24 protein-coding genes and 2 tRNA genes are annotated in these 23217 nt (G+C 63.8%); 12 read left to right on the top strand and 14 right to left on the bottom strand.

Annotated elements, in window-relative coordinates:
* Positions 1-136 precede the first annotated feature (136 nt).
* Positions 137-304, bottom strand: a complete 168-nt coding sequence (locus tag O3301_RS17930) for a hypothetical protein (protein ID WP_305053374.1) — start codon at positions 302-304, stop codon at positions 137-139.
* A 178-nt stretch (positions 305-482) separates the two neighbouring features.
* Between O3301_RS17930 and O3301_RS17925 the strand changes: the two genes are divergently transcribed.
* From O3301_RS17925 to O3301_RS17905, 5 genes are all read left to right on the top strand, one after another.
* Positions 483-692: a hypothetical protein gene (locus tag O3301_RS17925; protein ID WP_034755039.1), complete on the top strand. Its 210-nt coding sequence runs from the start codon at positions 483-485 to the stop codon at positions 690-692.
* A 60-nt stretch (positions 693-752) separates the two neighbouring features.
* Entirely contained in the window at positions 753-1625 is an 873-nt protein-coding gene (locus O3301_RS17920; protein ID WP_305057049.1) for a hypothetical protein, read from the top strand.
* Positions 1626-1683: 58 nt separating this feature from the next.
* On the top strand, positions 1684-2862 hold the full coding sequence (locus O3301_RS17915; RefSeq protein WP_099664725.1) for a class I SAM-dependent methyltransferase: 1179 nt from the start codon (positions 1684-1686) through the stop codon (positions 2860-2862).
* A 56-nt stretch (positions 2863-2918) separates the two neighbouring features.
* A tRNA-Met gene (locus tag O3301_RS17910) sits at positions 2919-2995 on the top strand.
* Between the two features lie 143 nt (positions 2996-3138).
* A tRNA-Met gene (locus O3301_RS17905) sits at positions 3139-3215 on the top strand.
* Between the two features lie 60 nt (positions 3216-3275).
* Here the strand turns inward: O3301_RS17905 and O3301_RS17900 are convergent.
* Positions 3276-3944, bottom strand: coding sequence for a hypothetical protein (locus O3301_RS17900; RefSeq protein WP_305057048.1), 669 nt, complete (start codon positions 3942-3944; stop codon positions 3276-3278).
* A gap of 217 nt (positions 3945-4161) precedes the next feature.
* Here O3301_RS17900 and O3301_RS17895 point away from each other — a divergent pair, with 217 nt between their 5' ends.
* The 3 genes from O3301_RS17895 to O3301_RS17885 all read left to right on the top strand — a co-directional run bounded on the left by O3301_RS17895 (position 4162) and on the right by O3301_RS17885 (position 8286).
* Positions 4162-4680: a sigma-70 family RNA polymerase sigma factor gene (locus O3301_RS17895; protein WP_289916059.1), complete on the top strand. Its 519-nt coding sequence runs from the start codon at positions 4162-4164 to the stop codon at positions 4678-4680.
* A 1-nt stretch (position 4681) separates the two neighbouring features.
* Positions 4682-5689, top strand: a complete 1008-nt coding sequence (locus tag O3301_RS17890) for a FecR domain-containing protein (protein WP_305057047.1) — start codon at positions 4682-4684, stop codon at positions 5687-5689.
* Positions 5690-5790: 101 nt separating this feature from the next.
* The gene (locus O3301_RS17885) at positions 5791-8286 is read left to right on the top strand and encodes a TonB-dependent receptor (protein WP_305057046.1); all 2496 of its coding nucleotides are present in this window, start codon (positions 5791-5793) and stop codon (positions 8284-8286) included.
* On the opposite strand, the gene O3301_RS17880 is transcribed toward O3301_RS17885, so the two are convergent.
* Positions 8277-9110 carry a helix-turn-helix domain-containing protein gene (locus O3301_RS17880; protein ID WP_289916062.1) on the bottom strand — a complete coding sequence of 278 codons (834 nt, stop codon included), beginning with the start codon at positions 9108-9110 and terminating at the stop codon, positions 8277-8279. The genes O3301_RS17885 and O3301_RS17880 overlap by 10 nt on opposite strands.
* A gap of 141 nt (positions 9111-9251) precedes the next feature.
* The gene (locus O3301_RS17875) at positions 9252-10196 is read right to left on the bottom strand and encodes a hypothetical protein (protein WP_289916063.1); all 945 of its coding nucleotides are present in this window, start codon (positions 10194-10196) and stop codon (positions 9252-9254) included.
* A 56-nt stretch (positions 10197-10252) separates the two neighbouring features.
* Here O3301_RS17875 and O3301_RS17870 point away from each other — a divergent pair, with 56 nt between their 5' ends.
* The 3 genes from O3301_RS17870 (at position 10253) to dbpA (ending at position 13898) form a co-directional block, all read left to right on the top strand.
* Complete coding sequence (locus tag O3301_RS17870; RefSeq protein ID WP_289916064.1) at positions 10253-11917, top strand: acid phosphatase; 1665 nt, start codon at positions 10253-10255, stop codon at positions 11915-11917.
* A 205-nt stretch (positions 11918-12122) separates the two neighbouring features.
* Positions 12123-12359, top strand: coding sequence for a hypothetical protein (locus O3301_RS17865; protein ID WP_077402076.1), 237 nt, complete (start codon positions 12123-12125; stop codon positions 12357-12359).
* A 111-nt stretch (positions 12360-12470) separates the two neighbouring features.
* Complete coding sequence (dbpA, locus tag O3301_RS17860; protein WP_289916066.1) at positions 12471-13898, top strand: ATP-dependent RNA helicase DbpA; 1428 nt, start codon at positions 12471-12473, stop codon at positions 13896-13898.
* On the opposite strand, the gene O3301_RS17855 is transcribed toward dbpA, so the two are convergent.
* From O3301_RS17855 to O3301_RS17840, 4 genes are all read right to left on the bottom strand, one after another.
* A complete protein-coding gene (locus tag O3301_RS17855) occupies positions 13885-14427 on the bottom strand; it encodes a hypothetical protein (protein WP_305057045.1) in 543 nt (180 codons plus the stop codon). The genes dbpA and O3301_RS17855 overlap by 14 nt on opposite strands.
* Positions 14420-14953, bottom strand: a complete 534-nt coding sequence (locus tag O3301_RS17850; RefSeq protein WP_305057044.1) for a hypothetical protein — start codon at positions 14951-14953, stop codon at positions 14420-14422. Before O3301_RS17850 ends, O3301_RS17855 begins: the two co-directional genes overlap by 8 nt.
* A gap of 81 nt (positions 14954-15034) precedes the next feature.
* Positions 15035-16411 (bottom strand): cysteine--tRNA ligase, encoded by a 1377-nt coding sequence (gene cysS / locus O3301_RS17845; protein ID WP_305057043.1) that lies wholly within the window; start codon positions 16409-16411, stop codon positions 15035-15037.
* Between the two features lie 240 nt (positions 16412-16651).
* On the bottom strand, positions 16652-17893 hold the full coding sequence (locus tag O3301_RS17840) for an MFS transporter (RefSeq protein ID WP_369812208.1): 1242 nt from the start codon (positions 17891-17893) through the stop codon (positions 16652-16654).
* Between the two features lie 127 nt (positions 17894-18020).
* Here O3301_RS17840 and O3301_RS17835 point away from each other — a divergent pair, with 127 nt between their 5' ends.
* Positions 18021-18851 carry a helix-turn-helix domain-containing protein gene (locus tag O3301_RS17835; RefSeq protein ID WP_305057042.1) on the top strand — a complete coding sequence of 277 codons (831 nt, stop codon included), beginning with the start codon at positions 18021-18023 and terminating at the stop codon, positions 18849-18851.
* A 37-nt stretch (positions 18852-18888) separates the two neighbouring features.
* On the opposite strand, the gene aqpZ is transcribed toward O3301_RS17835, so the two are convergent.
* The 6 genes from aqpZ to O3301_RS17805 all read right to left on the bottom strand — a co-directional run bounded on the left by aqpZ (position 18889) and on the right by O3301_RS17805 (position 23114).
* Complete coding sequence (aqpZ, locus tag O3301_RS17830; RefSeq protein ID WP_289899133.1) at positions 18889-19584, bottom strand: aquaporin Z; 696 nt, start codon at positions 19582-19584, stop codon at positions 18889-18891.
* Between the two features lie 224 nt (positions 19585-19808).
* Complete coding sequence (locus O3301_RS17825) at positions 19809-20219, bottom strand: GNAT family N-acetyltransferase (RefSeq protein ID WP_251351827.1); 411 nt, start codon at positions 20217-20219, stop codon at positions 19809-19811.
* Positions 20219-20677 carry an Ivy family c-type lysozyme inhibitor gene (locus O3301_RS17820; RefSeq protein ID WP_305057041.1) on the bottom strand — a complete coding sequence of 153 codons (459 nt, stop codon included), beginning with the start codon at positions 20675-20677 and terminating at the stop codon, positions 20219-20221. Before O3301_RS17820 ends, O3301_RS17825 begins: the two co-directional genes overlap by 1 nt.
* Before the next feature lie 65 nt (positions 20678-20742).
* A complete protein-coding gene (locus tag O3301_RS17815) occupies positions 20743-21153 on the bottom strand; it encodes a hypothetical protein (protein ID WP_251351828.1) in 411 nt (136 codons plus the stop codon).
* Between the two features lie 29 nt (positions 21154-21182).
* Entirely contained in the window at positions 21183-22331 is a 1149-nt protein-coding gene (locus O3301_RS17810; RefSeq protein WP_289911843.1) for an amidase family protein, read from the bottom strand.
* 207 nt (positions 22332-22538) lie between these two features.
* Positions 22539-23114, bottom strand: coding sequence for an elongation factor P (locus O3301_RS17805; RefSeq protein ID WP_034758247.1), 576 nt, complete (start codon positions 23112-23114; stop codon positions 22539-22541).
* Positions 23115-23217 lie beyond the last annotated feature (103 nt).

Genomic DNA, 23217 nt, shown 5'->3' with positions numbered 1-23217 from the left:
CAGGAGCGCGGACAAGGGGTGAGGAGGACGCGTGGCGAGCCACGCGACGACGAGCAACGCCGTCCCCGCTTCTGAGGGGCGCCAACAGGGGATGTATTCATCTACCGGGATAGGCTCTAAGGGCGTGGCAAAGGCGTCATCGAGGTAGCGGCTCGCGTCCCAGCCGGAGCAAATCCCAGCCCAGTTCGCGGCGGATCTGCTCGGGGTCGGGCGGGGGACGGCGCTGTTCCAGCTCCGCTTTCAACCATTTTCTCACCAGCTCCTTGGCGGGCTGTACAGGCTTTTCCTTGTCACGCTTGTCCATGGTGCTACCTCTTCAATGGCGGTCAGACGACCTCCTATATACGTTCAACGTCACGGCGCGGATTCAGTTGACGTGCGCGTGGCGCAGATGCAACAACGTGTAACGATGGCCGGAGTGCGTTAAAATCGCCGCCTTCGCGTAGACGAACTCTACGCCCCGCAACAGTTCAAGGAACCCCATGAAAGCCGCCCGCAGCCTCACCTTCAAGTGCGTAAAATGTCACAAATCCATGCAGGTTTACCTGCAAAAAGTCTCCGCCTGCTCGCATATCCAGCCGTATCAGGGCATTTGCGCATGCGGCGAACTCAAGCGTCACGCCACGGGCCAGGCCGATGCCGTCAAGTCCTACCTGGAATCGGCAGACGGTAGCTGGTCGCACCACCACTAATGGTTAAAGAATGGGGCGATATTGCCGTTAATTCGCCTATCTTCCCCATTTGAACCGACCATGTCCCAGCTCCCCGCCCTCCTTTCCGGCTCGCGCCAGCCCGCCGCCAATCCCCTGGCAGGACAAACGCCGCCAAAAGCAGGCGCCGGCGCGTCCGGCCTGGCCGCTTCGCCCCTGATGCAGCGCACGGCGCAAGACGTGGTGGCGCTGTCGAAAAATGGCCTGGACCTGTCGGCCAAGGGATTGTCGCAACGGACCGACGCGCTGGGCAACGCGACCGTCGACGTGGCGCAGGATTTCCTCTCCAGCATGACGCGCCAGCTGTTCGGCGACGGCGCCACGGTTGCCTTCGATTCCGTCGACCTGCAGGCCGGTTCCAGCTTCAGCAGTGGCAGCGCCAGCGTCTCGGGCGCCAACGGCAGCAGCCACGCAGCCGCCTTCAGCCTCGATGAAAACGCGCATTTCATCGGCAAGGGCAAGATCACGACGGCCGATGGCCAGACCTTCGACTTCGAAGTGGAAGTGCAATATCAATCGAACATCAGCGCGGGCGTCCTTGAGCAAACGCAAGAAGCAGACGAAGAAGCCGGCGAAGAAGCCAGCTCCGACGACGCCAGCCCGCCCGCCAGGGAGTTGCCCGCCACGCACTTCGGCGGCGATCTGCACGACCTGTTCAAGCTGCTGGGCCAGCAATTGCAAAGCAATCTCTATCAGGGCACGTCCGATGGCGCCAGCGCCAGCGGCAAGGATGGCGACCTGGCGGGCAGCCTGAGCTTGCGTTTGCTCAAGCTGGTGCAGCCGGACCATGCCACCGAGACCGCCAAAGTCGACAGGAAAGCCGTGGAAACCACGCCGGAAGAGCAGGCGCGCGCCCGTGCGCTGGCCCTCGCCTATGGCACGGACACCGCTAGCAGCACGGCCGGCGACGTATAATGGAAGACGGCCTGCGCAGGCGACCATGCCGCGCGCCCCCTTCTATCGATTGAATCCCATGTCCGACACTTCTTCACCTACCGTCCACCCGCAGATCCACTGGAGCGAAAACGGCGCCGAGCATTCGGCCCGCTGGCGCTCGGAAAGCGGCATGCCGCCGCCCAAGCGCGTCGTCATCGCCGATGACCGCACGACGGCCGACCAGGCTTACCGCCTGGCCTGCGAAGGCACGGCCATGCTGTGGCGCGGCGACTTCCAGAACGCGCGCCAGTTGCTGCAGGCGCTGGCGCGGCGCGCCGACCACAAGAACGACAAGCCAAGCAAGAAAGCCAAGGCCGCCAAGCTGGCGAAACCCGAACCGACTGCCACGGAAGCCTTCCACTTGCACCGCCAGGCCCAGTCGCAGCGCGCCCGCACCCTGGCCATGCTGCTGCTGCCCTTCGACGCCGACTACACGATCCCGCTGCGCCGCGCGCCGGACGTGAAACTGGCTTGCAATGAAGCGTATGGCCGCGGCGAAGAGCCGTTCGTCGCCTCGCTGCGCGAGTTGCTGGGCCTGATCGGCGCGCACGAATGGCGCCGCACGGGCGTGGAACTGCCGGCCCTGGGCCAGCGCATCCATCCGCATTACGGCGTGTTCGCGCCCATCCGCGGCGAGTACGTGGGCCTGGTGGCGGAAGCGCCGCTGCCCGCGCGCGCCAAGCTGGCCTTCGATATCGGCACGGGCACGGGCGTGCTGGCCGCCGTGCTGGCGCAGCGCGGCATCGAACGCATCGTCGCCACCGACCAGGACCCGCGCGCCCTGTCCTGCGCGCGCGAAAACCTGGCCCGCCTCGATTTGCAGGGCAAGGTCGACGTCGTGCAGGCCGACCTGTTCCCCGCCGGCCGCGCGCCGCTGGTCGTGTGCAATCCGCCCTGGCTGCCGGCCCGTCCCAGCTCGCCGATCGAATACGCCGTCTACGATCCGGACAGCCGCATGCTGCGCGGTTTCCTCGCCGGCCTGGCCGACCACCTGGAGCCCAGCGGCGAAGGCTGGCTGATTTTGTCCGACCTGGCCGAGCACCTGGGCCTGCGCCCGCGCGCGCAATTGCTCGAATGGATAGCGCAAGCGGGCTTGAAAGTCGTCGACCGCCTGGACGTGAAACCCACGCACCCGCGCGCGCAGGATGCGACGGACAGCCTGCACGCGGCCCGCTCGCAGGAAGTCACGTCGCTGTGGCGCCTGGCGGCGGCATAATCGAGGGCCTGAAACCCGGCCATTGCGCATTGCAGCAAACCCCGCTATAATTCGCCTGCGGGGTGGAGCAGTCTGGCAGCTCGTCGGGCTCATAACCCGAAGGTCACAGGTTCAAATCCTGTCCCCGCAACCAATATTTGAAAGCCGCTGATTCTTGCAAAGGGACCAGCGGCTTTTTCCATTGCGGCGCGCTATGCCCGCGACCATCATGCAAGCCAAATGCCCCCGGTTGCGCTCCGCTCTTTCGCAATGCAACAAACTCGGTTATAATTTGTCTGCGGGGTGGAGCAGTCTGGCAGCTCGTCGGGCTCATAACCCGAAGGTCACAGGTTCAAATCCTGTCCCCGCAACCAATATTTGAAAACCGCTGATTCCTGCAAGGGATTCAGCGGTTTTTTCATTCCTGGCCGCCTTTATACGGCGACGCTGGCCCTGATCTGCCTGGCCGCCGCATGCAGGCTGGCCGCCACCCGTTCCAGCTTGTCGGCTCCCGCCGTTTCGGCCAGGGCGGCAAAGGCGCTGATATGAAACGTGGCCACCATCGCCGGCGACACTTCCAGCTCCAGCGCCGTCTTGCTCAATTCCGTCGATGCTTCGAGGTAAGGCTCGCTGCCCGCCTCGAACGCCTGCTTCGTTTCCAGTAATTCCTGGCCGCCTTCCGCCTTGGCCAGGCACGCATCGACCTTTTGCTGGAAGGCCGGCAAGGTATCGCGCACGGGGCCGGCGTCCGGCGCCGCGTCGGGTTCCGGCTCCACTGGCGCAGGCGCGGCTGCGGCCGGTTTGTCCGCCGGCGGCATGTCGCGCAGGGTCAGCCAGCGTTCGACGGCGAGGAAATCGGCAAACGGCTCGGCCACCTTGGGATTCATCAGCCAGACCTCGCCCGTGCGCCAGTCGATCCGGGCGCCGCGCTCATTTCTCGCCAACAGAATATCCTTGCCGCCATCGGCATTCGACACCCGGCCGATATCGAGCCAGTTCATCAGTTCCGCCTGGCGCGACATCGCGTTGACCCGGTGGAAAAAGGCCAACCATAAGAATCGGGCGACCAGGAGAACCAGGGCACCGCCAACCATCCACATCATTTTTCGCTCCGCACCACATCGACAGCCCGCATTTTCTCACATGAAAGCTTGCGCCAAGGAAACTTTTACATCTGCCGTGCGCGGGCGCAAATCCACCGCCGCACACGACTTGGAGGGCAGTCGCATTTCAGCAACGCCGCGTTTTCCCAATTGCCTGGCGGGCGCCGCTACGCTATTATGAGAACAATTCTCATTTAGATTAAGCCGCCCCGTACGCATGCTGTCCGCCCCTTCCCCGCCGTCCGATTTCCAGTCGCTGTATGCCGAGCACCATTCCTGGCTGCTGCATTGGCTGAAGCGCCGCCTGCACGATGCGGGGCTGGCGGGCGACCTGGCGCAGGATACCTTCCTGAAGATCTTCGTTGCGCGCAGCAGTGCCGGGATCGCGCAGCCGCGCCCTTTCCTGGCCACCATCGCCAAACGCCTGCTGGCCAACCACTGCCGGCGCGAAGCGCTCGAACGGGCCTACCTCGACGCCCTGCTGCACCAGCCGCAAGCCTGCACGCCATCGCCGGAAGCGATGTCCCTCCTGCTCGAATCGCTGCAACTGGTCGACCGCGCGCTGGACCAGCTTTCCGCCAAGGCCAGGGCCGCCTTCCTGCTGGCCCACCTGGACGGCATGACCTATGCCGAGATCGCCTCCGAACTGGATACCACCACGCATTCCGTCAAAAAATACCTGAGCAAGGCCAACCTACTGTGCTTTTTTGCCGTGCCCGATTTTGCCGGCCCCTGACATGCGCGGCGCCACCGTCTACGCCCAGGGCCAGCCCATCGACCTGGCCATCGCCATGCAGGCGGCCGAATGGCTGGCCACCCTGATGAGCGGTGCCACCACGCCGGCGGAAAAAACGGCCTGGCAGCAGTGGCGCCAGGCGCACCCCGACCATGAACGCGCGTGGAAACACATCGAAAGCGTCAGCGGCGGCTTGCGGGAACTCGATGCGCAGGCCAGCCGCAAGGCACTGCTGCAACGTCCCACCTCGCTCCCGGTCTCGCGGCGCAGCAGCCTGCGGTTGCTGGCGTGGGCATCGACCATCGGCCTCACGGGCTGGTTCGGCGCGCGCTCGGAATACGCGCCCGACTTTGCCCGCGCCGCGCTGGCCGACCTGTCCACCGGCGTGGGCGAACGCCGCGAGCTGACCCTGCCCGACGGCACCCGCTTGCACCTGAACAGCGGCAGCGCCGTCAACATCCGCTACACGGGCACGCAGCGCCTGCTGCAACTGGTGCAGGGCGAAGTCTTCATCGCCACCGCCCGCGAAACGGACATGCCCTACCGCCCCTTCCTCGTCGAAACGACGCACGGCCGCGCGCAGGCGCTGGGCACGCGCTACTCAGTGCGCCAGGCGGACGGCAGCACCGAGGTCGCCGTCGAAGAAGGCGCCGTCCGGCTGCTGCCGCGCCAGGGCGATGGCAATCTGCTCCTCCGCGCTGGCCAGGGCGCCGGCATGACGGCGCAGCAGGTCTTGCCCGCGCACGCCGTTTCGCCCGATATCTGGGCCTGGCGCCAGGGCTTGCTGCTGGCCGACGCCATGCCGCTGCGCGACTTCCTGCATGAACTGAGCCGCTACCGCCACGGCTTGCTGGGCTGCGACGACGCCGTCGCCGGCCTGCGCATTTCCGGCGTCTTCCCGCTGGCCGACCTGGACGCCGTGCTGCTGTCGCTGCCCAATTCCCTGCCCGTCGACGTGCGCCTGCGCACGCGCTACTGGGTGCAGGTGGAAGCGCGCCAGCAGCGCTGACCATTTATTTTGAGGCCGACGCAAAAAAAGGTACCCGCTTTCGCTTCTCGCGTGACCTGTGTAGGCAACGTCCTTTTTGACGACTACACCACAAGGTAACCATGTCTCTTGCCATTCACTCCAAGCCGCGCATCAAGCGCATGGCGTATGCCATCCAACTCGTCTTCATCGGTTCGGCCCTGCTGCTGAACGCCCAGGCGCCAGCCCTGGCGCAGGAAAGCGCAGCAGCGCCAGCGGCCAGCCTCGACTTCCAGGTGCCGGCCGGCGACCTGGCGACGGCGCTGCGCCAGGTCGCCAGCCAGTCGCGGGTCATCCTCAGCTTCACGCCGGAGCAGACGCGCGGCAAGACGTCGACCGGCTTGAGCGGCCGCCACGACGTGCTGGCCGCCCTGAACGGCGTGCTGCGCGGCACGGGCCTGAAGGCCGAGCGCAGCGCCAACGGCAGCTATGTGCTGCGCCCGGCCGATGCCGCGGCGGGTGGCGAAGCGCTGTCGATGATGCCGGAAGTGTCGGTCAAGGCGCAGCAGGATGCCACCGAAGGCTCGGGCGCGTATGTCTCCACCCTGCCGATCGCCACGGCCACGCCACTGGGCCTGTCGATCCGGGAAACGCCGCAGTCGGTCAGCGTCATCACGCAGCAGCGCATGCAGGACCAGGGCTTGAGCACGATCGCGCAAGTGATGGCGCAAACGCCGGGCATCACGCTGTATTCGCTGGGCAGCGAACGCACGGGCTTTACTTCGCGCGGCTATTCGATCACCAATTACCAGCTCGATGGCGTCAGCACGCACTCGGAAACCATGGGCCTCAATGCGATACCGTCGCAAAGCCTGGCCGACATGGCGCTGTACGACCGCATCGAAGTGCTGCGCGGCGCCTCGGGCCTGATGACGGGCGCGGGCGATGCCTCGGGCGCCATCAACATGGTGCGCAAGAAGCCGACGGCGCAATTCCAGGCGTCCGTCGAGGGCGAGCTGGGTTCCCACGATGAGCGGCGCGCCATGGCCGACGTTGCCGGCCCGCTCAACGACGCGGGCACGGTGCGCGGCCGCCTCGTGACGGTGTACGAGGAAGGCGACAGCATCGTCGACGGCTACAGCCGCGACAAGAAAGTGGTCTACGGCGTGCTCGAGGCGGACATCTCAAGCGACACGAAACTGACGGCCGGCGTCACGCACCAGCGCAAGCGCTCGAACGGATCCCTGTCCTACCTGGGCTTTCCCCTGTTCTACAGCAATGGCAGCATGACGAACCTGCCCCGTTCCTTCAGCCCGGCGGCCACGTCGAATCGCTTCGACACCAATTCGACCGACGTCTTCGCCACTGTGGAACACGCGCTGGCGAACGACTGGAAGCTGAAAGTCTCGGCCAACCGCGTGCAGTCGTCGCAGGAAGAGCGCTCCGTCTACCTGAACGTCAGCGGAAGCTTGCCCAACCAGGCCACGGGCGATGGCCTGCGCCTGAACGCCGACTACCGCGACTACCAGCTCCAGGTCAACAGCGTGGACGTCAACGTGCGCGGCCCATTCAGCGCATTCGGCCGCCAGCACGAACTGGTGCTGGGCATGGACTACAGCGAATTTCAAAGCACGACGGATGCCCGTTTCGACAATAGCATCGAGCGCACGCCTGTCAACCTGTACCGCTGGAATCGCACGGCGACGCCCGTGTTTGGCGGCACCTATGGCACCAACGACAGCACGCGCCGCCAGGCCAGCGTGTATGCCGCCACGCGCCTCCATCTCTCCGAGCGCCTGAAATTGATCGCCGGGGCAAAAGTGCTGCGCTACGACGAAAATTACATCTCGGACACGCCTGCCGAGTCCTATTACAATGCGGCGCCAGCCTCGGAAAGCCGCGTCGTCACGCCGTATGGCGGCCTGGTGTTCGACATCGACGGCACGCACAGCGCCTACGCCAGTTATTCCACCATCTATCAGCCGCAAGCATCGCAAGACCGCTATGGCAAGCTGCTGGCGCCACGCGAAGGCAAGACCCTGGAAGCAGGCGTCAAGAGCGGCTGGTTCGATGGCCGCCTGAACACGGCCGCCGCGCTGTACCAGATCCGCCAGGACAATCTGGCCGAGTCGGATCCAGGTTACTACGTGCCTGGCACAAAGATTTCCGCCAACCGCGCCATCAAGGGTGCCAAAACCCAGGGCGTGGACCTGGAAGCGACGGGCGCCCTGACGCAGGACTGGAACATCTCGGCCTCGTGGTCGTACAGCCAGACGGAAGACAATACGGGCAAGACCATCCTGGCCACCTTCCCGCGCCACTTGGTGAAACTGTGGACCACTTACCGCCTGCCCGGCGAATTCAAGCGCCTGACGGTGGGCGGCGGCATGAACTGGCAAAGCCGCGTGTATTCCGACATCGATGCGTGGCAGGTCGACCGCACCCTGCATTGGGAACAGAAGGCGTACTCGGTGGCCAGCCTGATGGCGCGCTACGACGTCAGCGACAAGCTGTCGGCCACCGTCAACGTGGCCAACCTGTTCGACAAGCAGTACACGGCTTCCGTGTCGGACTGGTGGTTGTCGGGCATGCATGGCCCGGCGCGCAAGGTGGCTTTGACCGTGCGCTATCAGTTCTGACCCTTGCCCAGCTTGCGGATCAAGCTGGGAGGCATGCCTGCCGCGGCCTGAAAGGCGCGCGTCATGTGGGCAAGATCGGAAAACCCCTCGTCGGCGGCGATCATCGTCAGGCTATCGGCGGACGGCAGCCGATGCGCGGCACGCACAAGGCGCGCGGCCTGGCGCAACGCCTCCGCCGTCATACCCACTTCGCGCAATCGGCGTTCCAGCGTGCGCTGATGGCAACCCAGTCTGCCGGCAAGCTGGCCGATAGGGAAGTGGCCTTCGTTTTCAAAGACGAACGCCACTTCCGCCGCCGTCGACGATTCGATGCCCAGCAACAGGGCAAGCGCACCCAGGCTGCGCTTTGGTGCGCCGTCCGGCGCAGCCGCATTGGCGCGCGTGGTCGCCAGCATGGTGTCGATGATGGCAAGGGTGCCATGGCGGCAGCTATCGGGGTCGCTGGCGGCCACGCGGGAAGCGCGCGCCGCGCCGCGCGCCACATTGCCGGCCCCTTGCCCGCCAAGGCTGGTCTGCACGCCCAGGTTCGCAGACTGGTTATAGGCATTGAACGCGACGAACACGTCGGCTTCGCGCCGGAATGAGGAGAGCAGCAGATAGCTGGGATTGATGTCGGTCGCCAGGAAGTCATTCACCAGGCGTTCGATGACGCCTGGTGCCGATCCTTTGGGACTCCTGGCCATGCCGGCGGCATGGTAGCGCTGATAAGGCAAATGTCCCTGGATCACGTGCGAGACGGCCGAAGCGAAGCGCGCCATGGGCGTCCAGCCGGCCCGCCCTTCCAGTGCATGGACAACCACGTGATACGCAAGCGAGTTCGACATTCCTGGCATCCTGTAGCATCGGTGAAGGGGCCGCAGGCATCTGTCTGCCCGGTCAGGCCTGCATCACGATGCCGCGTTCGTTAGTTGCCATAATACAATGAAAACATCGCGAAATGGTATTTTTGAAAACATTAGAATGTTCTATATGCCCGTCGATGCCTGTCCTGGCGCCGCCGGGCGCTGGCGCTGCATCTCCTGCAGCCGCGCACGGGCCTTTTGCCACTCTTCCTTGACACACACGGCCGTGGCGAGCGGCATGCGGAGAAAGATGGCCGAAAACGGTCCCTGTGCCTCGCTGTCGCGCAAGCGCCGTCCAGCCAATGTATGTCCCGAAAATATGGGCGACGTGATTGTCAAATCAGATTTCCCGGTTCCCTGCGTATGCACTCCGTCCGGCATTTCCACGATCACATGCTCGAAGCCGCGATCGGTGATTTCAACTGAAGGTTTCCATTTCGTCAGGTAATGCTCTACCATATTCTCAGATGCATAAATGAAAATGTTTTCAGCAGGCAAGAACACGTCGAAAGCGCCACGCCGCACCTGACGTTTGGCTCCCGAGGTAACGTAGGAACGCTTGCCCTTGGACCGGATGCGCAGCTGGGCGCTGGCATAATCGAGCTCCATCGTGAAGCGCGCCGATTCCAGGACCCACGTCCGCCCCTCTATCCCCCCGACGCTGACGACTTTGTCCCGCGCGCGCTCCGCGCGCACACGCGACCGCCACCACCACACAAGGCACAGGACAACGGGAATGGAATAGGGTAAAAAAATAAGCGTCAAGCCGAAGGCAAACGGCAGGACAAAAAAGATAAACAGCAATAACTTCAAGACCAGCCACATGAGCGCCTCCCTGCGTATATGGGTGCGCGCAGACGTCCATGCAATGACGCCGGACGTCGCGCCACGAGAATGGCGACCATCGCCATTCGGATGCCCCATCTTTTCATGCGCAGGCCAGGCAGGCTTGAATCCATGCGACACGGATGGATTATTTAGCCTGGTGCAGGACTGCGGCAACGCGAACGGCCATCGCCATGCGGCGACGTCGCCCTCCAGGCAGCCGTGAAATTTCACATTTGCCATGCCACGGTGATACAATTTTCGCGCACCAGCAAACGAATGACACCCAAGGAGAATGTGTGAAGGACCTCGCCCCCGCCCTGCCAGCCGATCCGGCCGACCAACCCGCCAATCCCTCGCGCCGGCGCATTTTCCAGGCCGCTTCCGCAGTCGGCCTGGCCGCCAGCCTGCCCGCGCTGGCCGATGCCGCGCCAGCCAGGAAGACCATCGCCAAGGGGTCGCTCGACGCGAAACTCAAGGCGCACGTCAAGAACGTGGTCGTGATCTACCTGGAAAACCGCAGCTTCAACAACCTGTTCGCCAACTTCCCCGGCACCAGCGCCCCCCTGTCCGCCGTCACGGCCGAACAGGCGCAGCAGCTGGACCGCAACGGCAAGCCGCTGGCCACCCTGCCGAAGATCTGGGGCGGCCTGGTGCCTAACCAGCAGAATATCGGCGGCATCGATTACCTGATCAAGGAAGACCAGATTTCCGGCCTGCCCAACGCGCCCTACAAATTGAGCGACGCGGCCGGCAAGCCCCTGCCCGAGAGCATCATCACGCGCGACCTCGTGCACCGTTTCTATAACAATCAGATGCAGATCAACGGCGGCAAGAACGACGGCTTTGCCGCGTGGGCCGACAGCGGCGGCCTGGTGATGGGCCATTACGGCGAAACGTCGAAAAACCTGAACCTGTGGCAGATCGCCGAACAGTACACCTTGTGCGACAACTTCTTCATGGCGGCCTTCGGCGGCTCCTACATGAACCACCAGTTCCTCGTGACGGGCCGCGCCAACGAATATTTCAATGCTTCCGAGACGGCGGCGAAGAAAAAGATCGCCGTGCTATCCGACGGCCCGCAAGGCGTGCGCCTGGCGATCTCGCCCGACTGCCCCGCCTCCGCGCTGGACGGCAAGCCGAAATACGTCAACGACGGCGCCCTGACTCCGGACGGCTATGCCGTCAACACCATGGCGCCGCCATATCAACCGAGCTACATCCGCCCGGCCTTCGATGGCGACCCGCTGCACGCCGACCCGGCCGACGCGAATACGCTGCCGCCGCAAACCTATGACACCATCGGCGACCTGCTGTCGCGCAAGGGCGTCAGCTGGGCGTGGTATGGCGGCGGCTGGCAAGCGGCGCTCGACCACAAGGGCGGCGGCAGCAAGCCGAACTTCCAGTTCCACCACCAGCCGCTGAACTATTTCAAGCAGTTCGCTCCCGGCACGGCCGCGCGCGCCGAACACCTGCGCGACGGCGGCACGGGCGACAGCCCGATCTCGAACAAATTCCTCGCCGCGGCCGTGGCGGGCAAGCTGCCGGCCGTGACCTTCTACAAGCCGCAGGGCAACCTGAACCTGCATGCCGGTTATTCGGACATCGAGTCGGGCGACCAGCACGTGGCCAACGTCATCCAGCATCTGAAGGAATCGCCGCAGTGGAAAGACATGATCGTGGTGATCACGTTCGATGAAAACGGCGGCTGGTGGGACCACGTGGCGCCGCCGAAGGGCGACCGCTGGGGGCCGGGCACGCGCATTCCCGCCATCGTCGTCTCACCCTACGCGAAGAAAGGCGCCGTCGACCACAGTTTTTATGACACGACGTCGATCCTGCGCCTGATCACGCGCCTGCACGACTTGCCGCTGCTCGAAGGCCTGAAGGTGCGCAACGACGCGTTCGCGTCACGCGGCGCGCTGCCGCCAGGCGACCTGACGGGTGCCCTGAGCTTCCGCTGAGCCCCACACAGTGCGGCACGCCTGTGATACACTGCGTGCCGCACTTAAATCCGCAGGACAAGTTTTCCTGCAGGTTATCCCAACAATGAGCCCGACTCCAGTAGCCGGGCTTTTGTTTTGTGGATGAAGTTAAAGCGTATAGACATAGGCGGGCAGCACCTTGCCCGCCCCCTGGCCATCGCAAGCCAGGGACAGAGGTTAGCAAATGAGAGATAAAAAAGACAACGCCACCATCGACTTGCCCGGCTTCGGCCCGCCGCCAGCGCCCGAGGCGCCAGAGCCGGCGCCAGAACCGCAGCGCCGCGCGCGTGCGCGCAAGGTGGCCTTGAAGCAGGTGCAGCTCGAATTGCTGGAGCCGACCGATGCCACGGGCCTGCCCGTGTGGACGCGCGACGCCGGCCTCGATCTGACCGGCTTGCCCATCTGGGCGCCCGACAATTAACACCCCATGCCGGCGGCCGTTTGCCGCCGGCTTCCACACCACCATCCGCACAAGGGCGTAGAACGCCTGTAGACTGTGCCCATCCACCCGCTTTTTACCGGCTCCGCCCCTATGAACACCACCACTGACACCACCACTTCCTTTGCCAGCCTGCCGCTGACGCCCGCCTTTTTGGCCAACCTGGACTCGCTCGGCTACCACGAGATGACCACCATCCAGGCGCAAAGCCTGCCGGCGGTGCTCGATGGCCGCGACCTGATCGCCCAGGCGAAAACAGGCAGCGGCAAGACGGCCGCCTTCGGCATCGGCATCCTGCACAAGCTCAATCCGGCCTGGTTTGCCGTGCAAGGCCTGGTGCTGTGCCCCACGCGCGAACTGGCCGACCAGGTGGCCAATGAATTGCGCCGCCTGGCCCGCGCGGCCGGCAACATCAAGATCCTGACCCTGACGGGCGGCGCGCCGATGCGCCCGCAAATCGCTTCGCTGGAACACGGCGCCCACATCGTCGTCGGCACGCCGGGCCGCCTGCGCGACCACCTGGGCCGCGGCACCATCAACCTGAATCACGTGCAAACGCTGGTGCTCGATGAAGCGGACCGCATGACGGACATGGGCTTTTACGAGGAAATCGCCGGCATCGTCAGCGCCTGCCCTGTACGCCGCCAGACCTTGCTGTTCTCGGCCACGTATCCGGAAGACATCCGCCGCGCCACGGCGTCGTTCCTCGTCAACCCGCTGGAAGTGACGGTCGAAGCGCAGCACGACAACGACAAGATCGAGCAGCGCTTCTATGAAATCGGCTTCGACGAGCGCAATAGCGCCGTCGGCAAGCTGTTGAAGCACTTCAAGCCGGAATCGACCCTGGCCTTCTGCAACACCAAGGTGCATTGCCGCGAACTGGCCGAAGAACTGCGCCAGCAGGGCTTTTCCGCGCTGGCACTGTACGGCGAGCTGGAACAGCGCGAGCGCGATGAAATCCTCGTGCTGTTCGCCAACCGCAGCTGCTCCGTGCTGGTGGCCACCGACGTGGCCGCGCGCGGCCTCGATATTTCCGACCTGGGTGCCGTGATCAACGTCGACGTGTCGAAGGACACGGAAGTGCACATCCACCGCATCGGCCGCACGGGCCGCGGCAGCAAGAAGGGCCTGGCCCTGTCGCTGTGCGCGCCGAACGAGAAAAAATGGGTCAAGCTGATCGAGCAATACCAGAACAGCGCCGCCGAATGGCACGACCTGAAGGAACTGGCGGAAGATGACGGGATGGAAGCGCTGCCGGCGCCGATGGTCACCCTGTGCATCATGGGCGGCAAGAAGGACAAGCTGCGCCCGGGCGACCTGCTGGGCGCGCTGACGGGCGACGCGGGCCTCACCAAGGAGCAAGTGGGCAAGATCAACGTGTTCGAGTTCATGACCTACGTGGCGCTCGACCGCAAGGTGGCCGAAGCGGCCTTCAAGCGCCTCAACGCCGGTAACTCCCTGGGCCGCGACTTCGGCAACATCAAGGGCCGCAGCTTCAAGATGCGCTTTATCGAGGCGTAAGCCGCTGTAATGCCCGCAGGGCCGCCATGGCCCTGCACCCCGGATAATCGTCCCATGCCGGGTAGCGCCCGCGGTAGTAACAGCTCCAGTAACTGACGGCGCGCCGCTGCAGCGTATCCACATACGCGGGGTTCTCCCGCAGGTAGCGCGCCAGCGCCTGCGCATTCCAGGCCGGCAGCGCCGCCCCGATTCTTTCGACGATCTCCAGCACGTACTCACCGCACAGGTGCACGACGAACGGCACCGTCCACGCCCGCTCCTGCAGCAACAGCTGTTTTAAACACGCTTCGCGCAGATGGCCATCGTAGTGGCGCGTGCCCAGGCACAGGGCTATCACGCCCGCGTCGTCGGGCAGCCGCGTACAGGCCAGCAATCGCTGGCGGTCGTAATACGTGCGCGTCGGGATCAGCAATGCCTCGCCATCCTGGCATACGGCAAATGGCGGGTGTGCCTGGCTACTCCCCAGCGCGGGCCGCAGCTGCGCCACAGTGCCGGCCAATGCCGCCGGAAAGGCGCCTGCCTCAAGCATCGCGCTCCTCCTGGCACACTTTGCGCACGCCCAGCGCAGGTTTATCCACCTTTTCAAAGATCACATTCGAATACCATGCGGCCGGATCGCCTTCGGTGGGCTTGCCCAGCGAAATATAGTAAGCGCCGTCGGTGAACAGGGCCGTGGTTTCCTTGCCTGGCCTGGCCCCCTGCAGGAAGGCCGGCCAAGCCGCCTTGTCGACGGGCGTAAACTGCGTGGCCAGCAGCGCCAACAGGCGCGCATGCGTGGCCGGCGCATGTGGGAACAGATACAGGTACTCGACCAGTTCGCCGCCGTCCGCCAGGCGCGTGACGGCGGCCGTCGCCGCCTCGACCTCACCACCAAAACTGCACAAGGTACCGCCGCTGTAGGCGAAATCGATGACGGTCGCCGGCGCACACGCCTGCCGTTCGCGGTCGACGCCGACGGGCGGCAGTGCACGCACTTGCGCCAGCAGCGCCTCGCTCGATGTAGCCAGCGCGGGAAAACCGGGGCAGGCGCTGGCCGCCTGGACGGAGTTAGACAAGGCAAGGCAACAACTCAATAGCAGCAAACGACGCTTCACGGCATCTCCAGTTTCATCAGGCGGCCATTATGCAGGACATCTTCACAAAGGCCGCGCCTGTTGCCCCTGCGGCGTATCGTCGATCTCATAGCCGGCCGCGCGCGCCAGTGCGCGCAAGCGGTCCGCCTCGGCCCACTGGCGCTCCAGGCGGGCGGCAGCCCGTTCCGCCATCCACGCCTGCACCTGCTGCGGCACTTCCACCTGCGCCGGCTGCCAGGCCAGCAAGTCCAGCCCCAGGGCCGTATCGAAGTGGGCCATCGTGGCCTTTTTCACGCCGTCGGGCATCTCGCTTTTCAGCAGCTCCCAGGCCACGGCCAGCGCGCGCGGGTAGTTCAGGTCATCGTTGACGCAGGCCGCAAAACGCGCCAGCCACGCGGGGTCGGCCTCGCCATCCGCCTGGCCCAGGCCATGCACGGTAGAGCGCAAGCGCGCCAGACCGCTGGCAGCGGCGCGCAGGGCCTCGTCCGTGAAATTGAGGCTGCTGCGGTAGTGGGCACCCAGGCACAGGTAGCGGTAGGCCAGCGGATCGACGCCCTGCTCCACCAGGCTGTGCAAACGTAAAAAGTCACCCGACGACTTCGACATCTTCGCGTCCTGCGTTTTCAGGAAAGCGCCATGCAGCCAGAAGTTGGCCAGGCGCGTGCCATGGCGCGCTTCCGTTTGCGCAATCTCGTTGCTGTGGTGGACGGCCACGTGGTCTTCTCCGCCGCAATGGATGTCGAAATACGCACCCAGGTGTTTTTCCGCCATGGCCGAGCATTCGATATGCCAGCCAGGGAAACCCAGGCCCCAGGGACTGTCCCACTCCATTTGCCGCCGGCCCGGCACGCCGCTGAACTTCCACAGCGCGAAGTCGCAGATATCGCGCTTCTCGCCCAGGTCTACTCGTTTCCCCGCCTGCAGGCCGTCGCGATTCAGGCGTGCCAGTTTCCCATAGCTGTCCTGGCGCGTCGTATCGAAATAGATGCCGTCGTCCGTGTGGTAGGTATAGCCCTTCGCTTCCAGGTCGAGGATGAATGCGATCTGCTCCGCAATGTGGTCGGTGGCGCGGCACCAGACGGTGGGCGGCAGGATATTCAACTGGCGCAGATCGCCCTCGAACGCGCGGGTGAATTCGGCGGCGATATCCCAGGCGGACTTGCCGCTGCGGGCGCTGCGGGCCTCGACCTTGTCGTCGCCGCTGTCCGCATCCGACGTCAGATGGCCCACGTCCGTGATGTTCATCACGTGGCGCACCTGCAAACCGTTGAATTCGAGCGCACGGCGCAAGCCGTCGACGAACAGATAGGTGCGCAGGTTGCCGATGTGCGCGTAGTCGTAGACGGTGGGACCGCAGGCATACAGGCCCGCCTGGCCCGGGGCGAGAGGGTCGAAGGGGCGCAGGCTGCGGCTATAGGTGTCGTACAGGTGTAGTGTCATGCGGGACTCTCGTGAACGCTGCGGAAAAAGAAAATGGCCACAGGTTTTTCAACACTGTGGCCATCGGAATGAGGAGTAAAAATTTAACGGCGCCGGGCCGCATCCTCACGAAGCCAGGTACACGGACACAGCGCAGCGGCGGCGCGGCGGTATGCAAGGACTGGATGGAAGATGGAAGAAATCATGAAGAGAATATCGCATGCGGGCCGGCTGGCCGTCAAGCCCGCCGGCGCCACTGTCTTATTTTTTCGCCTGCTCGATATGCGGCAGCAGCACCGTCAAGATGCCAAGCAGCGGCAGGTAAGAGCAGATTTTATACACATAGGCGATGCCCGATACGTCGGCCAGGTGGCCCATGGCGGCCGCGGCGATGCCGGAGACGCCGAACATCAGGCCAAAGAAGATCCCCGCGATCATGCCCACCTTGCCCGGCACCAGTTCTTGCGCAAACACAACGATGGCGGAAAACGCGGAAGAAATGACGAAACCGATGATCACCGTCAATACAGCCGTCCAGAGCAGGTCGACATACGGCAGCAGCAGGGTAAATGGCGCGGCACCCAGGATGGAAATCCAGATCACGCGCTTGCGGCCGATGCGGTCGCCGATGGGGCCGCCCATGAAGGTGCCGGCCGCCACGGCGGCGAGGAAGAGGAACAGGTACAGTTGCGCCGCGCCGATCGACAGGTGAAACTTGTCGATCAAATAAAACGTGTAATAGCTCGACAGGCTGGCCATGTAGATGTATTTCGAGAACACCAGCAAGGCCAGCACGCCCAGGGCACCCATCACCTTGTTGCGCGACAAGTTCGGTCCATGGCCGCCCGCCTTCGGCTTGAAGCTGGCCAGGTGGCCGCTATACCAGTGGCTGACCTTGTACAGCACGCCGATGGCCAGCACGGCAAGCAAGCTGAACCAGGCGATATTGCCCTGCCCGCGATTCACGATGACGGCGGCCGCCAGCAGCGGCCCCAGCGCGGAACCGACGTTGCCGCCCACTTGGAACAGCGACTGGGCAAAGCCGTAGCGTCCGCCCGACGCCATGCGGGCCACGCGCGACGCTTCCGGGTGGAAAGTCGACGAACCGACGCCGATCAGGCCCGACGCGATCAACAGGGTCGGGAAGGTCGAGACGATGGACAGCATCAGCACGCCGGCCAGGGTAAAGCACATGCCGACAGGCAACAGGAACGGCAGCGGACGGCGGTCCGTGTACAAGCCGATCCAGGGCTGCAGCAACGATGCCGTGCACTGGAACGTCAGGGTTATAAGGCCGACCTGGGTAAAGCTGAGTGAAAACTCGGCTTTCAGCATCGGATAAATCGACGGCAGTAATGCCTGGATCAAGTCATTGAGCAAATGCACGAAGGCGACGGCGCCCAGGATGTGCATGGCCAGACCGGATTGTTGTTGGGAACTATGAAGCGAGGGCGCCGCCGGCACGGGCGTGGCCAATGCTGGGGCTGGTGTGGTTGTGTGCATGTGTCATCCGCAATAATCGGGCACGGCGGGCGGCCCGGCAAAGAAGCCAGTATAGTATGGTCACTGAACTGATAACTTCCAATAATCGTCGCCCAAGTGACAACCAAGAGACAAGCCCGCGCCCCACATGTACACCCAGCAACCCGCCCAGACCCATCCCGATGGCGTGCCGTTCAGCCGCAGCACCAGCTCGCACGACTACCAGCACGTGCCGCGCCCCGTGACGGCCATGTCCAGGCAATATGCGGCGGGCGACTATACGGCGCCGCACAGCCACGTGCGGGCGCAGCTGCTGTATGCGACGGAAGGCGTGATGCGCGTCTCCACCGAGCACGGCGTGTGGATATTGCCGCCGCGGCGCGCCCTGCTGATCCCCGTGGGCGTGGTGCATGAAGTCCACATCTTGAGCGAACTGAGCATGCGCACCGTGTACATCGATGCGCAGGTGGCGGCCCAATATGGCGCCGATTGCAAGGTGCTGGAAGTGAGCCGGCTGTTGCGCGAGCTGATCCTGGCCTTGCTGGCCGAACCGATCGAATATGCGCTGGCGGGCCGCGGCGACTGGCTGGCGCATTTGATCCTGTCGGAGCTGACGGCGGCCGATACCGTGCCCATCGCCATCCCCTGGCCGCGCGACCGGCGCTTGGTGGCCGTCTGTTCGGCCATCATGAGCGCGCCCGGCAGCCGGCGCAACATCGAGGACTGGGCGCAGGATGCGGGCGCCAGCGCGCGCACCCTGATCCGCTTATTCCCCAAGGAAACGGGCTTGCACTACCGCCAATGGCTGCAGCAAGTCCACCTGGCCGAGGCCTTCTGCCGCCTGGACCGGGGCGAAGGCGTGGCGGCCATCGCCTATGCGCTGGGCTACGCCAGCCCCAGCGCCTTCAGCGCCATGTTCCGCCGCATCCTGGGCCGCACGCCGCAGCATTACCTGAGCGAGTGGCGCGCCGCCGACTAAACGAAAAAGCAGCCCGCGGGCTGCTTTTTTTTCATGTTCAAGCTGATTCTTTTTCGCCAGCAATCAAGCGGTAGGCCAGCGCGCCCAGCAAGGCGCCGATGATGGGCGCCAGCCAGAACAGCCACAGCTGGCTGGTGGCCCAGTCGCCCACGTACAGGGCCACGCCCGTGCTGCGGGCCGGGTTGACGGAGGTATTCGTGACGGGAATGCTGATCAGGTGGATCAGGGTCAGCGCCAGGCCGATCGGCAGCGGGGCGAAGCCGGCCGGTGCGCGCTTGTCGGTGGCGCCCAGGATGACGATCAGGAAGAACATCGTCAGCACGATTTCAATGACCAGCGCCGACAGCATCGAATAGCCGCCCGGCGAATGGGCGCCGAAGCCGTTCGAGGCAAAGCCCTTGCTGACATCGAAACCGGCCTGGCCGCTGGCGATCACGTACAGCACGCCGCCGGCCACGATGGCGCCCAGCACTTGCGCAATGATATATGGCAACAGTTGATTGGCGGGGAAGCGGCCGCCTGCCCACAGGCCGATCGAGACGGCAGGATTCAGGTGGCAGCCCGAGATGTGGCCGATGGCGTAAGCCATGGTCAGCACCGTCAAGCCAAAGGCCAGCGCTACGCCGGCAAAGCCAATGCCCAGGCCGGGAAAGGCGGCGGCCAGCACGGCGCTGCCGCAACCGCCGAAGACCAGCCAGAACGTGCCGAGAAATTCGGCGCCATATTGTTTCATGATGTATTCCTTTAAAGTGACGAGAAAACGTGCCAGGGACGACCAATCGGACCGCTCACCACCTTTGCCCCGCCAGATAGCGACGGCAAAGCACAGCACCAGCAACGCACCGCTGCGTAAGCTGCAGAGCGCGCATAATGACATGATGTCATTATCAATGCAACATTATTGCGTACAATAATGTTAATAGTTCTCTTGACACCTAAAGGTTGTTTTGATAATTCTCACGCCGCAGGACGGCGCATGTACTTGTGTGGCGCCTCCAGTGGCGCAAAACCAAAGCTTGCATACAGGCCATGCGCGTCATCGGTGCCCAGCATCCAGACGACATCGCGCACACGCGCATCGTCGAGCGCGGCGGCCACGATCTGCTTGCCATAGCCGCGCCCCTGGTATTGCGGCAGCACAAACACGTCGCGCAGGTAGGCAAAATCCGTGTAATCGGTGATGACCCGGGCGAACGCCACTTGCTGGCCATCAACATAACCGCCGAAACACAGCGCGTTGGCGATGCCCTTGCGCACCGTTTCCAGCGCCACGCCGCGCTTCCAGTACGACTGCTCGCTCAGATAGCGGTGGATCATGGCCACGTCCAGCTCGCCGCGTTCGCTGGAAATGCGCAGTGGCGCGTGCATCAGTTCTTGAACAACAGGTCGGCTTCGGCGATGCTGGGTTCGCCGAAGTAGACGGTGCGCGAGCCGCCCTTGCCATCGCTGCCGATATACACGCCCGTCATGCTGCGCTCGGCCGGGTCGTACAGGATGGAGTAGCGGTGGCCGCAATTGTGCGGTTCGCAGACACTGCTCAGCAGACGCGCCTTGCCGTCGATCTCGACGGGCTTGAGCGGGCTCGCCACACCATTCGGCACCCAGCGCTGCCGCTTCAGGCCAGCCTTCTTCACGCCGATATTGAAGGCCTTGCGAAAGGCATAGTCCGCCTTGTAGACGTCGGGGAAGTACGGGCAGGTGTAGCCGCCGTCGCAGCTTTGCGCCTGCTCGATCAGCGACAGTTGCGGCGTACGCGCGTGCGCCGGCAGGGTGGCCAGCGCCACGGCGGCGCCCAGGAACAGGGGCAGGAACAAACGTGCGGACATGCAATCTCCTAAAAGCATACAGTAATGCGGGCAGCATAGCAGAATGGCATGCTTGTGCGCCCGTCTCAGGGAGAACAGCGGATACCGACGACCCCGTTGACCTTGCCTTCCGCCCATCCCGTCTCGCGCCAGCGGTACACGCCGGGCGCGACGATGATCAACTGCCACTCCACCAGCTTGCCAGCGGCATTGAGGCGGGTTTCATTGTCATAGCGCAAAGTCAGGCTGCGCTCCGTTTCCGCCACCACCGTCGCGGCAAAGCGGTTGGTTTCACCCAGCTTGCTTTTCCACGTCCGGTCGCTGAAGATCGCCAGCCGCTGATGATCGTCAGACAGCTGCATGCGCGTAAAGTGCCGCGCTTCTTCACAAACGCTATTCGTATTGACGCTGTCGGACCAGCTGCCAGACAATTGCGCGGCATCAAAAGGAGTCGGAATGGCCGTCACGGCCGCAGTCAGCAGCAAGGTTGCAAGCATAGTTTATCGAAAGAAAACGAAAAAAATCATCATGGCAGGCGCAACGCCAGGGTAATGCTCGACGGCAACGCTGGCGTGCGCCGGTGCAAAGTCGCCTGCTCATAGGCATACGCCATCGCGATGAGTTGCATGTCGCCGTGCGCAGGGCCGATGAAAGACAAGCCGACCGGCAAGCCCCCGGCCACGCCGGCCGGCACCGTGATGTGCGGCAAGGCCGATGGCGCCTGCGCCACACCATGGCAGGTGGGCCCCACCAGCGCATCGAGGCTATGCGAGTCCAGCAGCGCTTCGATGCCGCCGGGTTCGGGCGCGGGCGGCATCTCGATCAATTCCGCCCCTTGTTCGCACAACGCCAGCAGCGCCTGCCCGATCACGGCATCGGTCCCGGCGCACAGGCCGAACAGGCTGCGCGCCACGCCGATGCGGCGCCCATGCAAGCCGGCGGCATCCAACACCACGCCATCGGCCAGGCGTTCGCCGCTCAGGGCCGCGAGCAGCCAGGCCGCCTCGCGCACGCTGGGCGCCATCGGTCCGGCCGTGGCTGGCTCGCCGCCCTGCCCCGCGGCAGTCCTGCCCGTGGGCTTGATGGCGACCAGGCCGCAGTTTGAAGCCGGCGCGACGATGGAACCGTCCGCCGCGCTGTCGACGGCGAGGATGGTCAGCCCGGCCCAGCTGGCACTCGCATGCGGCACGCTGACGGCGGCCCATTGGCGCAAATTGCTTTTGCCGATAATGACGGCGCCGGCCGCGCGCAAGCGCGCCGCCACAAAGGAATCGCAGCTGGCATGCGTGGCCAGGGGCGCCTGCGTGCGCGTCTTCATGCGGTCGCCCGTGGCGATATTGTCGCGCAAGACGACGGGAATGCCGTGCAAGGGACCGCGCACCTTGTGCACCTGCCGTTCGCGGTCCATTTCCAGGGCGATTTTCAGCGCATCAGGGTTGATTTCAATGCCGGGATAGGCGCGCGCGCCGATGCTGCAAAGGGAACGGATACGCCCCAGGTACTGCGACGTCAGCGCATGGGAACTGAGTTTGCCTGCCTGCATCATCTGCTGTTGCGGCAACACGCCCGCATCGAGCAGATGGGCCATGGGGCTGGCGGGCGCCGTGGCACGGGCCAATACGGGACGCGCCACGCCCCGGGACGCGCCACTGCGTAACATCTGACTGCGCTGCATGCTATCTCCAGGAAACTTCAATGTTTCTACCGCAATAATGTTGTAGCCATAGCATAGCAGTCCTTGCAACACAATTGTTGTTGAAGGGAATTATTTTTTAAGCAAAAAAAAACGCCGCCCGAAGGCAGCGTTTCTTGGTGATCAAGCACTGAGGCAAACCAGACCGGCATCTGCCGGGCCATGCGCGCGGCGCAGTGCAAGAATCTATCAGTTGCGTACGACACGCTTGTATTCGTTGGTACGGGTGTCGATTTCGATGACGTCGTCCTGTGCCACGAACAGCGGCACTTGCACGGTGTGGCGGTGTGCGTCGATGGCGTTTTCGATCTTGGCTTCTTTCAGGACGTTGCCCGAAGTATTGCCCTTGACCGCTGGCTCCGAGTACACCACTTGACGGGCGATGGTCGTAGGCAGTTCAACGGAGATAGCTTTGCCGTCGTAGAAAATGGCTTCGCATTCCATGCCATCTTTCAGGTAGTTCAGCGCTTCGCCCAGGTTTTCTTCTTCGATTTCGTACTGGTTGTACTCGGTGTCCATGAACACGAACAGCGGGTCGGCGAAGTACGAATACGTCACTGGCTTTTTATCCAGAACAACAACGTCAAACTTGTCGTCGCCGCGGAACACGTTTTCCATCGGGGTGTTCGTCAGAAGATTTTTCATCTTCCATTTGTAGGTGAAGCCCGTGCGGCTCGAACCGTTGACATCAGAACGCAACACGATCATTGGCTTGCTGTCGACCATGATGATATTGCCAACACGAATTTCTTTTGCGGGTTTCATAGGAATGTACGTAAAAAGTGGGTTGCATGAAGACCATCTGCCGCCTGTGCGCCATCGGCGCCGCAAGCTTGCGTTTGATCGGTTAAAAATACGTTAGAAATAA

The sequence above is a fragment of the Janthinobacterium sp. SUN211 genome, assembly GCF_030587315.1.
Taxonomy (GTDB): Bacteria; Pseudomonadota; Gammaproteobacteria; order Burkholderiales; family Burkholderiaceae_D; genus Janthinobacterium; species Janthinobacterium kumbetense.
The sequence above is the reverse complement of the archived record's forward strand: the minus strand, read 5'-3'. Positions and strand labels throughout refer to the sequence as shown.

Coding starts and splice junctions, on each gene's coding strand:
- O3301_RS17815 (WP_251351828.1), bottom strand. CDS start 21,153: ATGCTTGCAACCTTGCTGCTGACTGCGGCCGTGACGGCCATTCCGACT.
- O3301_RS17875 (WP_289916063.1), bottom strand. CDS start 10,196: ATGGCAAATGTGAAATTTCACGGCTGCCTGGAGGGCGACGTCGCCGCA.
- dbpA (WP_289916066.1), top strand. CDS start 12,471: ATGAACACCACCACTGACACCACCACTTCCTTTGCCAGCCTGCCGCTG.
- O3301_RS17825 (WP_251351827.1), bottom strand. CDS start 20,219: ATGCACGCGCCACTGCGCATTTCCAGCGAACGCGGCGAGCTGGACGTG.
- O3301_RS17885 (WP_305057046.1), top strand. CDS start 5,791: ATGTCTCTTGCCATTCACTCCAAGCCGCGCATCAAGCGCATGGCGTAT.
- O3301_RS17900 (WP_305057048.1), bottom strand. CDS start 3,944: ATGATGTGGATGGTTGGCGGTGCCCTGGTTCTCCTGGTCGCCCGATTC.
- O3301_RS17880 (WP_289916062.1), bottom strand. CDS start 9,110: ATGTCGAACTCGCTTGCGTATCACGTGGTTGTCCATGCACTGGAAGGG.
- O3301_RS17920 (WP_305057049.1), top strand. CDS start 753: ATGTCCCAGCTCCCCGCCCTCCTTTCCGGCTCGCGCCAGCCCGCCGCC.
- O3301_RS17895 (WP_289916059.1), top strand. CDS start 4,162: ATGCTGTCCGCCCCTTCCCCGCCGTCCGATTTCCAGTCGCTGTATGCC.
- O3301_RS17810 (WP_289911843.1), bottom strand. CDS start 22,331: ATGCAGCGCAGTCAGATGTTACGCAGTGGCGCGTCCCGGGGCGTGGCG.
- O3301_RS17855 (WP_305057045.1), bottom strand. CDS start 14,427: ATGCTTGAGGCAGGCGCCTTTCCGGCGGCATTGGCCGGCACTGTGGCG.
- O3301_RS17915 (WP_099664725.1), top strand. CDS start 1,684: ATGTCCGACACTTCTTCACCTACCGTCCACCCGCAGATCCACTGGAGC.
- O3301_RS17840 (WP_369812208.1), bottom strand. CDS start 17,893: ATGCACACAACCACACCAGCCCCAGCATTGGCCACGCCCGTGCCGGCG.
- O3301_RS17925 (WP_034755039.1), top strand. CDS start 483: ATGAAAGCCGCCCGCAGCCTCACCTTCAAGTGCGTAAAATGTCACAAA.
- O3301_RS17930 (WP_305053374.1), bottom strand. CDS start 304: ATGGACAAGCGTGACAAGGAAAAGCCTGTACAGCCCGCCAAGGAGCTG.
- O3301_RS17805 (WP_034758247.1), bottom strand. CDS start 23,114: ATGAAACCCGCAAAAGAAATTCGTGTTGGCAATATCATCATGGTCGAC.
- O3301_RS17865 (WP_077402076.1), top strand. CDS start 12,123: ATGAGAGATAAAAAAGACAACGCCACCATCGACTTGCCCGGCTTCGGC.
- O3301_RS17835 (WP_305057042.1), top strand. CDS start 18,021: ATGTACACCCAGCAACCCGCCCAGACCCATCCCGATGGCGTGCCGTTC.
- O3301_RS17890 (WP_305057047.1), top strand. CDS start 4,682: ATGCGCGGCGCCACCGTCTACGCCCAGGGCCAGCCCATCGACCTGGCC.
- O3301_RS17820 (WP_305057041.1), bottom strand. CDS start 20,677: ATGTCCGCACGTTTGTTCCTGCCCCTGTTCCTGGGCGCCGCCGTGGCG.
- cysS (WP_305057043.1), bottom strand. CDS start 16,411: ATGACACTACACCTGTACGACACCTATAGCCGCAGCCTGCGCCCCTTC.
- aqpZ (WP_289899133.1), bottom strand. CDS start 19,584: ATGAAACAATATGGCGCCGAATTTCTCGGCACGTTCTGGCTGGTCTTC.